This is a genomic window from Microcoleus sp. bin48.metabat.b7b8b9.023, assembly GCF_013299185.1.
GTDB lineage: Bacteria > Cyanobacteriota > Cyanobacteriia > Cyanobacteriales > Microcoleaceae > Microcoleus.
The window spans coordinates 64,640-77,313 of record NZ_JAAFKG010000004.1 but is presented as its reverse complement, the minus strand read 5'-3'; the positions used below and the strand labels follow the sequence as shown (position 1 = coordinate 77,313).

Below are 12,674 nucleotides of genomic sequence, written 5' to 3'. Positions count from 1 at the left end.
TAAATTGTAGGGTGCGTCGCTCGCCCTCAGCCTGGTTGAGGGCGAGAATTATTCGTGGCGACGCACCCTACGCCTAGGTAACTGTCAATTGTTGAAATATCAGCAGATTACTCGTTCATATTCTTGTAGAGATGCAACAATTGCTAGACAAGATGACTACGGAACTAAGCGGTAGCGGATCGCTTCAGTAATTAATTATCCGGTTGATGTATCTGTTGGTAAATACTCTTGTTGTGGTGGCAAGAGTATTTTTTTGTCTGAAATCGCGATCGAAAATTGGCAAAAAAAATACATCCCTTAGTAAGGGAGGTACGTGATAAGGAGAGGGGGTAAGAGGTTAGACCTCTGTTAATTCAACTGATTCGCTTACGCCCAGGTAGTGCCTGAGTATTACGTCAACACTGTTACCGCAAGCGGTAGCTATGTGAAGCAAGGCATTGTTGTTATGAGCATTGGCGTGCGCTGTGAGCGTGATATACGTGTGGCGGGTGTGATACTGAGGTAGATATTTGCTGATTAAACCTTGTTCAGCTAACCGAGTGACTATACCAGGGTAGAAGTGGTTTACCTTTGTGCCATCAACCATCTTAGAGCTATGACTCCCCCGCCATACGTTGCCTATAATTGCCTGTAGCATATGATTACCTTCAGTATTCGCAAAAACTAAGCCAAATTTCGATGTTGCTTTTATCCCAGAAAGTAAATTTTTTAACCGAGATTTGTTGCTGAAATAAAACAATCTTGTTTCACCCGTTTTTGTTTCTTTCACTTTTTTCGTTGAGATACCCAACGATTTACTGAATCGGATTATTCCGCGATCTAAATCAACATCATTCCAAGTGAGTGCCAAGGCTTCTCCCGTTCGACATCCTGTAAGAAAATAAAATTCAATTAATGGCGCTAACGCCCGTCGATTGACGCGTCTCGATTCGTAAAAAGCCTTGATAATGATGTCACGTTCATCCTTGGTAAAAGCGCGTCTGTCATCTTCTAGCGTTTTTTCATCCCGTATTTCATGCCATTCTTTTTCCTCCCCGTTAACAATTCTGCTGGCATACTTTTGTTGGGTGGTTATAGTAGGCGTATTGTACTTATCTAGTACAAAAGGGTTCTCAGTTGTTGGATTGACTAATGTGCCTTTTGATTTACAGAAGTCAAAAGCGCGACTAAGTTCATTCAACAACTGACTTTTTTTAGAAACACTTATTTCTGCAACCATTGTTTTAATTTGCTGAGCATTATCTAGCGATAAATACAACAAGCTCTTAATGGCGTTGGAGAAATGCTTTTCATATGTAACCTTGAACGTCGTTTCTTCAATGACAGTTCTCTTCCATTCTAAATAGGCTTCCCACATTGTCCCCACAGTAATTTCGGGTTGCGCTTGTACCACGCCTGGCAACTGAAGTACGTCAGCTAATTTGGCATATTTGCCACCTAGCAAGCCCGCCAAGCCGTACTTTTCAAGCGTGCGATCGAACAACTTTTCCCACTCAGGATGATCTAAGTCATCCTCCATCTGAGCGGCTATCAACTCGGCACGCCTAACGTCGGTCGGATCAGACGCTGAGAAGCCTGCCTTACCTAGGTAGAGGTACTTTGGCTTGCCCTTGCGTGATTTACCGTCCATTAGTTCCCACAGGGGTGTGTGCCTCTTGGGAAATGAAAGGCGGATGCTACCTCTGTCGATCGTAACTTTTACGTCACAAGCAGCCTGTGCTTTATTTTTGGCGTACACGGTGTTTCTCCCTTTGAAATGATTGTAACTATTGGTCTGTAAAGGTTCTGTGGTTTCTATAGATTTTCTAGATTTGGTCTAGATTATCTCTGTTTACTAGCTAGGCGCCTAACTTAGGCGCCTGTGTGTAATGAGTATAGAATGGTTTGCAGATTACTCGTTCATGTTCTTGTAAGTAGCAACCGCCGAAGGCGAACTCCGGTTTAAATAACGGAATATCCAATACTTAAATACCGTATCCAAGATCACGGGAAACGTCGCAATAAACAGAAAGATAAACTGCCTATTTTCTGGGAGTCCCAAATGCCTCGACAAACCTTCGAGAATTACTTCCCAACCGTGCGGCGAGTGGAATCCCACAAACACATCGGTAAACAAAATAATTACAAAAGCCTTCGCACTGTCGCTGAGTCCATAAACTACGTCATCCATGAAAGATTTTAAAACTTCAATCTCTTTCTTGTTTGTGACGAGAATCGCGGCAAAGGCAATCACGGAAATCAAATCGGCAAAAATATTTTTAATTGCTCCACCGCTTTCTTTGCGGTATTCCTCAGCTAGCTCAACTGCTTTCTCGGCAACCTTCTTTTCTTTTTCCTCTGGAGAAAGTGACGGTGCTATGCCAATTAAAGTGTCAAATTTTAGATGATTTTCAAATCGCTCTAGTTCTTTTAAGGCTTCTTCTTCTAGGTCAACATTTATGAATAATGGAGCATTCTGCTTGACTCGAAAGTGGTCAATTACTGGCCCCACTATAAAGTTCTTGGAAATTTGATTTGTTAACAGCGGAACTAAAATCAAAAGCAAAACAAATCTCAGAGAAATGACTGTTTTTACTTTAGAATTTCGGAAATTTCTAACTACCTCTTTTTCCGCTTCCGGATCTAACTCTTTAGTAATTCGATTCAAAGTTCCCAAAAGCGATCGGGGTAATAAATTTACCTCTTCAGAGCTAGTGTCAACCTCCCCATGAGTTTGATTGCCATTAGCTAATCCTTGATTGGCGTTAGGTTGAGAACTGCTTGTAGATTTCACCTGCACGTTTACCGAACTGACAAGTGGGACAATGGCAGTTGATTTACTATTATTAATATACTTGTCAATGACTCCATCAATAAACTCTAGCTTCTCGAATACCAGGGACGATCGATCTTTATTCTCTAAACCTAATCCTTGTTGGTGGCGCTGGGCGCTGTTACCCGCCTGCGGTTTTGCCCCCACGCGATCGGGCAATTCCAAAAAAGAACGGCTAGCATTAAACTCAACCATTCTCGTTTGGATGACCTTGAGGTATTTTTTCAGTTCGGATTTAAAGTAAGACAGGGTGCTGTGTCCGTAATCTCCCGATCGCTCGGAGATGCCTTGGCCGCCAAAATGCTCATCTTCGATCGCCTTAATTGCTAGCGCAGCATCATAGGCTTGTTCTAGTGCCCTTTCAGGCGTTTCTCTATACCACTGGTTAGCGCTGTAGAGATATTTTACAAACCTGTTCCACAGAGAAGTATTCATAGCTGGAGTCCATTAGTTAGTAGCAGATATTAGTGATTAAAGTATTCATGGTATGGTAACAAATTTAGATAAATTAGGAACCGTTTCCGCAGATTCTATTTGGATTGTAGGAGGCGCTCGCAGTGGCAAAACAGCTCGCTTAGTCGAGCAGTTTTGCGTGTGGAGCAAAACTGTCAAGCCCTTGCCCGCAAACGTTTCAAGCCGCGGGCGTTCCGGGCGGTGGCGGGCAGGACAAACAGCCCCAGCAATTTTAGTATTAGCAGCTAACGGGGACAACCGGTTGGAATTGGCCGATCGCATCGCCATAGCTACCGAAGGAAAATATGCCTTTCACTCCACAACACCATTCGGTTTTTTTGAGCAGGAAGTATTGCTATTTTGGCCGCTGCTTTTGCAGTCGCTGGATTTGAAGGCTCAATTTCCCCTGCGGCTGCAACCTGAAACAGAATTGGAACTTGCAGCCAGACTCTGGCGTCGCGAGTTAGACGAAGGGATTTTGCAACAAACAGGGGTAAGTCCAAATCGCATGGTGCGTCGAACTCTAGACTTATTACAACTTGCTGCTGTCAGCGGTACGCCCAGAGAAGAAATTCCCCACATTCTCCAACAGGGATTTGCCGCTGGTGACGGCTCGAATAGCCTGTGGACTAGCATGGGAGAGTTGCTCGAAAGGTGGCGGGAATGGTGCTTGACGCGGGGGCTGCTGACTTACGGGATTGTCTGCGAACTCTACTGGCGCTATTTGTTGCCAAATGTCACTTACCAGCAGCAGTTGGCTTCTAGATATCAAGCTGTCATCGCCGATGATGTTGACGATTATCCAGCCATCAGCCGTCATTTGTTCGATCGAATGCTCGACACTGGCGCAGCGGGGGCCTTTTCCTACAATCCGGATGGAGGAGTGCGTTTGGGTTTGGGGGCTGACACGGAATACCTCGCCCAACTCGAAAGCCGCTGCGGCTTGGTGGAAAATTTGGACGCACAAGCCGGTTTATCCTCAGAGATTGGGGATTTGGCCGTAAGTTTGGCAGTAAATTCTGACGGTTTTTATCCTTTAGGCTTGAGTTTACCAGGCTCGGTTCGATCGCTCGAAACCACTTCCCGGGCGCAACTGCTGCGAGAAACCGCCGAAATTATCGTGGATGCGGTGAAGTCAAAAGCTGTCGAAGCGCAGGAAATCGCCGTAGTTGCTCCTGGGATGGATGCGATCGCCCGTTACAGTTTAACCGAAATTCTCGCCCGAGATGGTATCGCAGCCGAATCGCTCAACGATCAGCGTCCCCTATCGACTACGCCAGAGATTCGAGCTTTGCTGACTTTGCTAGCGTTAGTTTATCCTGGACTAGGCCGTTTAGTCGATCGAGACGCCGTAGCCGAAATGCTAGTAATTTTAGGCAGCCAGAAACACAGGGAATTGCCGGAAACAGCAGAAGATAACCCCAATTTCCATCTAAAATCTCAAATCCAAAATCTCAAATCGATCGACCAAGTGAGAGCAGGTTTAATTGCCGATCACTGTTTTTGTCCCGATCTCGATCGACCTCAACTGCTGGAAATTACAGCCTTTCCCCGGTGGGACAGAGTGGGACACAGAGCAGCTTTGGCCTACGAGCAAATTGTAGAGTGGATCGAACAACAGCGATCGCAACAACAGGAGCGGCTGTTACCCAGTCCCATTGCGCTGATCGATCGAGCGATCCAGAAATTTCTCATCAACGACAGATATCTGCCGTTCGATCGGCTAGCAGCCCTCCGAGAGTTAATGGAAACCGCCGCCCACTACTGGGAAATACACGCGCGAATGCAGCGTGTAGAACCCACAAACGGGGGCGACTCAGAAACAATCGCCCGGTTCATCCAGTTGTTGCGCCAAGGAACCGTCACCGCCAACCCGTTTCCAGTCCGTTCCCAAGGCCCAGAAGCCCAAGCCGTCACCCTCGCCAACATCTTCCAGTACCGCAGCAGCCGCCGCGCCCACAAATGGCACTTTTGGCTGGATGCCGGTTCGCCCCTGTGGCTGAGCGGCGGTGCGGCGACTTTGTTTGGTGCACCCTTATTTGTGCGATCGCAATTGGGGCGTCCCTGGGGAACCGAAGACGAAACGGCCGCCGACCAACAGCGACTGCGGCGAATTCTGGTAGATTTGTTAAGTCGTTGTTCTGTGCTTTACCTTTGCCACAGCGAACTAGCCGTCAACGGCCAAGAGCAAACCGGGCCGCTTCTGCCTCTCATTAACAGCTCTGTTTCTTTTGATACTCCCCAGCCCTAAAGGGACGGGGATTCTTGAAGAGTCCTGATACGAACTTTCACTCGTGGAAATCAAGGCGCCTCTACCCGCTCAGCTTAAATAAATCCAAGCTTTGCGTATACTTTTAGCTTTTTTATGCTTTCGGAGTCCATCACTAATGCCAAAGATACGGTACGCTCAACAACCTGCCATTATTTGCCCTTTAACTGTTCCGAAGCGAAGTCGGATATGTCCGTTGCCTGGATTTCTCAGAACTAGGATGTCTCAACACGTAGATGGTTATTCTTACTTACTGCTCCATTTTATCACAAATACGCTTAGGCGGTTGAAACCGCCGCCGACTTATCCCCGTGTCTCGCATCCAGGGGCCCGGCGGGCTCGTCCTTCGGTCAACAGTCACCCTAAGCCATTGGGCAACAAGCAGGAGGAAAGAAAATTATGAATGCCAAGATTTTCATTTTTTCTACCTCTGGATAGATACTCGGGCTTTACTCGCAGCCTGACTTCTAGATTCGAGGGAAATTGGGGGAGATAAAAGTGTACCCAAAACAGGTATCAAAACGTGCAATCATTAATATTTTTAGCTCGAAATATATCAGAGTTAAAAAATATCTATAGCCCTTGCAATTTTGATTTAGTATGCTAGAAATGAGCGAGATTATTAATCAATTTTAAGCCAGATTTGTGGCAACAAGCTGATACTAATCAGTTCTTAAAGTTAATCGGGATCGTTGTTGATAAGGAGCCAAAATAATGCCCAGTGCAGTACCAATTATTATAGTTGAGCCAACGCCAACGCCAACGACGCCAACGCCAACGACGCCAACACCAACGACGCCAACGCCAACGACGCCAACGCCAACGACGCCAACGCCAACGTCGCCGACACCAACCCGGACGCCAACTCCCTCTGACGACACATTTGGCGGCATAGACGACACATTGGGCGGAGGAAAAGGTACCGTACCCTCAATCATTGGGGGCGTACTTCGGGGAACAGAAACCAACGACTCGTTAGTTGGGAGTCCCGGCCCCGACGTGATTTCCGGGCTGCAAGGCAATGACAACCTGCAAGGATCGGCCGGCGACGATTTACTATTTGGTAACGATGATGAGGACGTATTGTTTGGCGGCCCCGGCAACGACGTGCTCGACGGCGGTTCAGGACTCGATACCTTGTACGGAGGCAAAGGGGGCGATTCCCTCGACGGGGGAAATAACCCCGATTTGTTGTACGGCAATGACGGCAACGATACGGTAATTGGAGGTGAAGGCAAAGATACAGCCTACGGCGGCAAAGGCACCGACAGCTTGCGCGGTGGGTTGGGCGACGACAGCTTTTTGGGCGATCGCGGCGATGACGTTCTCTGGGGCGATCAAGGTAATGACTCGCTCTTCGGTGGCGAAGGCGAAGACTTGCTATTTGGCAACGAAGGAGGCGACTGGCTCTACGGCAATGGCGGCGCGGACACAATTTTTGCAGGTGACGGCGACGATATCGTGTTCGGCGGTGCTGGGGACGATATCGTGGACGGTGGTGCTGGCAACGATATTCTTTGGGGCGAAGCAGGCAAAGACATAGTAGCAGGAGGCGAAGGCAGAGATGTCTTCGTGATCGGTACCTTCAGTACCCCCGGTGGCAGCAGCAGCAACGGCACTAACCCAGCATTTCTCACCACAGGCGGCCCGGATATCGCCGATGCTGATATTTTCACAGACTTTCGCCAAGGTGAAGATGCGATCGGGCTGAGCGGCGACCTCAAGTTTGAAGATTTGGTAATCTTCCAAAGCACCGACAGCAAAGCCGGCAGCACCATTATTCGCAACGGCGTCAGCGGCGACTTTTTAGCAGTATTGCCCGGAGTAGACAGCAGAACCCTGGGACGCAGCTCATTTGTAATTGCCCCCGTAGTTCCAGGTAGCGCCACCCCACTGCCGGCTCCCACGCCGACTCCGAGTCCGACGCCGACTCCCACACCGACGGCAAGTCCGACTCCCACACCAACTCCGAGTCCGACGCCGACTCCCACACCCACAGACACTCCGACTCCCACAGACACTCCGACGCCGAGTCCGAGGCCAATCTTCCCCACGCCGACGGCAAGTCCGAGTCCAACGCCGACGCCGACAGGAAGCCCGACACCAACAGCAAGTCCGACGCCGACAGGAAGTCCGAGTCCGACACCTGTCAATCAGCTTCCAGTCGCAGTTAACGACAACTTCACTACGGTTTCAGGTCAAACTCTGAGTTTCAACGTTCTGTTGAACGATACCGATGCAGACAAGAACCCTTTGACGGTTACGACTTTTACCCCAACAGCCAAAGGAACTCTGACTCCCTTGGGCGGTGGCGACTTCAAATACACCCCCAATGCTGGCTTCTCTGGTTCTGACAGCTTCAGCTACTCGATCTCAGACGGCAACCGCGGCACGGCTCAAGCGACAGTAACTATCAACGTCAGCAACCCTCCACAGCTAGTTATTAACGACGGTGTGGTAGTTGCCAAAAGTGCTCCGACTCAGACAATCACCGCCGCCGATTTGTTGGTGACAGATCCCGACAACCCTCCATCGGAAATTGTTTACACGATTACTAAAGCCCCCGACGCTACCAGAGGTTTTGTGCAAAGGGGCACCACATTTCTCAACGTGGGCGGCAAATTTACCCAAGACGATGTCAACAACAACATCGTCAAATACAACTTGCTAGCAGGAGGTGGCAGCGACAGTTTCACCTTTACAGCCTCCGACGGGTCTTCAAAGATCGGGCCGGCATCGTTCAGCATTACGGTGGTAGATAATATTGTCGATCGCACCGCACTTCCTGCCAGCAGCTTTACAGGCAGCAACCTCAGCGACTACATCATCGGCGGGGCAGGCAACGATACCATCTCAGGCGGTGCCGGGGACGACATCATCGACGGCAGGGGCGGCGACGACTTTGCATTCGGTGATGCAGGCAATGACTCGCTGCTGGGCTCGATCGGCAACGACAACCTCGACGGCGGACTGGGTAACGACACTGTCAATGGCGAAGATGGCATAGATTCGCTAACCGGCGGACTGGGCAACGACCTGATGTTCGGCGGCAATGACAATGACATCATCTCGGGCGGTGACAACGGCGACACCATTGACGGCGGCGCTGGGAATGATTCGATATTGGGAGAAGCCGGCGAGGACTCGATACTGGGAGGCTCCGGCACCGATACATTATTCGGTGGAATTGGCGACGACTCGATCGAGGGCGGTGCCGGCGACGACATCCTCGACGGCAGCATCGGCAGAGACTTGCTCGATGGCGGTATCAATAACGATTCGATCTCCGGCGGCGATAGCGAAGACACCATTTTAGGTGGAGAAGGCAGCGACACCGGACTCGGAGGTGCGGGCAACGACTACATATTAGGCGAGGGCGGCGGCGACTCCCTGTTGGGCGAAGCGGGCGACGACACTGTAGACGGCGGCGCCGGTAGCGACTGTCTCAGCGGCGCCTTCGGCAACGACTTGGTATTGGGTGGCGATGACAATGACTCGCTTTCCGGCGGTGCGGGCAATGATATTTTGGGCGGCGGGAACGGTTCTGACTTGCTCACCGGCGATGCTGGTAATGATTTCTTCTACTACGAAACTCCGAGTGAAGGTGTAGATATCATTACTGACTTTAATGCTAACGGCACCGGCACCGACAGATTCTTGTTCAGGTCGTCAAATTTCGCAGGTTTAACCAACTCGGGAACTACTAACGATTTCACCAGTTTTATCGTCAGGAATATCGGCAGTGGCGGCGACAACATCAGCAAGCAAGAAGTGATTTTGTTTGAATCTAAATTTGACAACGCTCAAGCAATCAATGCAGTGTTGAAGAATCAAAACGGTTCGAGCAAAACAGGAGCTTTCTTCGTGTACCTGAACAATACTTTTAACCAGTATGTTCTCGGCTTTGACCCGAATGTGGCAGACGACAGTCTTCCAGCTTTCGATTTGGCAGTGTTGAATTCTATTCCTACAGTGCCGGGAGCTCTTAGCACCGTCATTACTGCCTCTGACTTTAAGTTTATCTAATCGTTTTTGAGTAGCGTCGCAAGGAGTCCGAAAAATGCCCAGTGCAGTACCAGTAATTATCATACCGGAGACCACTCCTACGCCGTCGCCGGGGACTTCTCCTACGCCGTCGTCGGGGACGGGGACTTCTCCAAGTACGACGGGAACGGGGACTTCTCCAAGTACAACGACGGGGACTTCTCCAACCACGACGGGAACGGGAACTTCTCCGATAATGAGTGGGACGGGGACTTCTCCAACCACAACGACGGGGACTTCTCCAAGTACAACAACGGGGACTTCCCCGACAACGATGGGGACAGGCCCGGGGATTTCGATCGTACCGGTGCCTCGACCAACTCCGACTGTACCCACGCCTCCCCCACAGCCGCTGTTTGTCGATGGTGTAGTTGTCGCCAATGACGGGAATAACTATTTAATCGGCAGCTTGTTCAACGACACGATTTCCGCGCGCGACGGGGACGACACGGTTCTGGGTCGGGACGGGGACGATATCATCAGGGGCGAAGACGGTAACGATTATCTCAATGGTGGCGCTGGTAAAGATATCGTTGAAGGCGGGCGCAGTAATGACAGCGTGCGGGGCGGCAAAGGCGATGACTTGGTTTCTGGCGACCAGGGCAACGATACTGTTTTTGGCGACCAGGGGAACGATGTTGTCTTGGGCTCTGAAGGCAACGATACGCTGTATGGCGGTAAAGGCAATGACTGTCTGCGCGGAGGTGCCGAAGACGATCTGATTTTTGGCGACAAGGGCAGTGACACTGTTTTTGGCGACACGGGCAATGACTGCCTGATAGGCGCTGCGGGCAATGATATTCTTTTGGGCGCAGACGGCGGGGATGTCATCAGCGGCGGTGTTGGTAACGATACTGGTGAGGGTGGCGAGGGTGATGACCTGCTATTTGGAGGAGATGGCAATGATGCTCTGTCTGGAGATGCTGGGGATGATATTCTGACGGGCGATCGCGGGTCTGATACTCTGACAGGAGGCGAGGGTTCGGATATCTTTGTTCTCGGTAGGGTGGGTACGTCGGTTTCTAGTAGCGGGTTTCTGACTACTGGCGGCCGCGAGATCGGTGATGCTGATTTAATCAGAGATTTTAAGGCAGGAGATTCGATCGGCTTGGCTGGAGGTCTGAACTTTACACAGTTAAACATCTTCCAGGGTCAAGGCTCGAATTCTAGCAACACGATTATTCAGGACAAGCAAACTGGCGAATTTTTGGCGGTGTTGGTTGATGTGCGACCTGGTTCGCTAGATGAATCTAGGTTCACTACGGCTCGAATACCGCGCGTAGAAGATAATCCCTTTACTATTCAGGGAACAAGTGTTTCTCCAACACCGAGGGGGACAAGTCCTTCTCCAACGCCGACGGGGACAAGTCCTTCTCCGACACCGACGGGGACAAGTCCTTCTCCGACACCGACGGGGACAAGTCCTTCTCCGACACCGACGGGGACAAGTCCTTCTCCCACACCCTCAACGGGGACAAAACCTGTTACGACACCGCCACCGACTCCAACTCCGACGACTCCAACTCCGACGACTCCGACTCCGACGACTCCAACTCCGACGACTCCGACTCCGACGACTCCAACTCCGACGACTCCGACTCCGACGACTCCAACTCCGACGACTCCAACTCCGACGACTCCAACTCCGACGACTCCAACTCCGAGTCCAACTCCATCACCGGGGACAACTCCGAGTCCAACTCCATCACCGGGGACATTGCCGACACAGATTCCGAGTCCGAGTCCATCACCGGGGACAACTCCGAGTCCGAGTCCTTCTATAGTCCCGACTCCAACTGCGACAACCCCAACTCCTCCGCCTTTTGGTGGGGGGCCAGTTCCGCCGAGTTTTACCACTCCAACTCCTAACGAACTGCCGATCGTCGAAACTGGTAAAACGCTGACAGCTTTGCAAAATTCGCCGCTGTCTCTAAGCATTTCCCAGCCCACGGATCCAGAGGGCCAGCCATTGTCGATCGGAGTAATCGGAGTGCCCAATCCGAATTTCGGTCAAGTGCTTGTCGGTACAACTCCGATCGCCCTGAACCAAAAATTAACAGTTCAGGAATTACTCGGCCTGCAATTCCAACCTAAAACTGATGTAATCGGGTCAGCCGGTTCCTTCAGCTACAGCGTAGCGGACGATCAAGGTGGCACCGCAGCAGCCTCAGTCGCGATTAACATCAACTCTTTCAATACATCGTCAACCCTTCCGACTAGCCTGCCGCCGGTGCTTGGCGATGATGGCATCGTATTTACGAATACGAATAATCTGCTACCGACGTTCATCGACGTACTCGCCAACGATTCCAGCCCACAAAAAGGGCCACTCAGCATTATCAATGTCGGCACGCCAAAACTGGGCATAGCTGTGAATCTCGGAACTCAGGTGCAGTTCATCCCCGGCAACGTAGCGGGTACAACTACTTTTACCTACAGCGTCAGCGACGGATTCGGGACAATTCCGGGCACAGGTACGATCGCCGTTTCAATCTTGCCGGCGGATAGCGGGCCTAACAGGTTGGTTGGTGGCTCTTTGCCGGACAATTTGAACGGTTTTGCAGGGGCAGATACAGTTGACGGCCAAGGCGGCAACGATACGATAAACGGCGGCTTGGATAACGACGTGCTCGTAGGCGGCCTGGGTGCAGATACCGTAACGGGCGGCGGCGGCAGCAATCAATTCCGCTATACCAGTCCTGCGGATGGTGGCATAGCCTTTGATGCAGCTTCTTCGGCGGCCATCAATGCTGCGATCGCCGCAGGCGGATACGATGTGATTACTGACTTTACCGGTCTGGGTGTGCCGATCGCCGATCAGTTTAACTTTGCCCCCGGATTCCCAAATCTCAATAGTGGCACTCTAGTTATACTGAACGTGCAGACAACTGTTTCTGCAAATATTCTAGGAGGAAGTGCATTCTTGTTTGCCTACGATTCCGGCGGCAATACATACATCATTTATGACGGCAATGGCAACAACCTCGCCGGCAACGATTCTCGCATTTTGGCGAAGTTAAATGGTGTAACAGGAGTTACTTCTCTTTCAGGATTTGACTTCACGTTTATCTAGGAATAGATCGCAAAAAAGCGCAG

At 50.6% G+C, this 12,674-nt stretch carries 5 protein-coding genes; 3 read left to right on the top strand and 2 right to left on the bottom strand.

The window, feature by feature from the left end; all coding sequences use genetic code 11:
- Positions 1-337: 337 nt before the first annotated feature.
- Complete coding sequence (locus QZW82_RS03715) at positions 338-1,738, bottom strand: tyrosine-type recombinase/integrase (protein WP_293144747.1); 1,401 nt, start codon at positions 1,736-1,738, stop codon at positions 338-340.
- A gap of 153 nt (positions 1,739-1,891) precedes the next feature.
- Positions 1,892-3,247 carry a proton extrusion protein PcxA gene (locus QZW82_RS03710; protein WP_293144744.1) on the bottom strand — a complete coding sequence of 452 codons (1,356 nt, stop codon included), beginning with the start codon at positions 3,245-3,247 and terminating at the stop codon, positions 1,892-1,894.
- Positions 3,248-3,299: 52 nt separating this feature from the next.
- Between QZW82_RS03710 and QZW82_RS03705 the strand changes: the two genes are divergently transcribed.
- The 3 genes from QZW82_RS03705 (at position 3,300) to QZW82_RS03695 (ending at position 12,651) form a co-directional block, all read left to right on the top strand.
- The gene (locus QZW82_RS03705) at positions 3,300-5,516 is read left to right on the top strand and encodes a recombinase family protein (protein WP_293144740.1); all 2,217 of its coding nucleotides are present in this window, start codon (positions 3,300-3,302) and stop codon (positions 5,514-5,516) included.
- Between the two features lie 732 nt (positions 5,517-6,248).
- Positions 6,249-9,560, top strand: coding sequence for an Ig-like domain-containing protein (locus QZW82_RS03700; RefSeq protein ID WP_293144737.1), 3,312 nt, complete (start codon positions 6,249-6,251; stop codon positions 9,558-9,560).
- A gap of 34 nt (positions 9,561-9,594) precedes the next feature.
- A complete protein-coding gene (locus tag QZW82_RS03695; protein ID WP_293144734.1) occupies positions 9,595-12,651 on the top strand; it encodes a calcium-binding protein in 3,057 nt (1,018 codons plus the stop codon).
- Positions 12,652-12,674: the final 23 nt, after the last annotated feature.

Excerpts from the sequence above, each read along its gene's own strand:
- QZW82_RS03710 (WP_293144744.1), bottom strand. The coding sequence starts at position 3,247 with ATGAATACTTCTCTGTGGAACAGGTTTGTAAAATATCTCTACAGCGCT.
- QZW82_RS03700 (WP_293144737.1), top strand. The coding sequence starts at position 6,249 with ATGCCCAGTGCAGTACCAATTATTATAGTTGAGCCAACGCCAACGCCA.
- QZW82_RS03695 (WP_293144734.1), top strand. The coding sequence starts at position 9,595 with ATGCCCAGTGCAGTACCAGTAATTATCATACCGGAGACCACTCCTACG.
- QZW82_RS03705 (WP_293144740.1), top strand. The coding sequence starts at position 3,300 with ATGGTAACAAATTTAGATAAATTAGGAACCGTTTCCGCAGATTCTATT.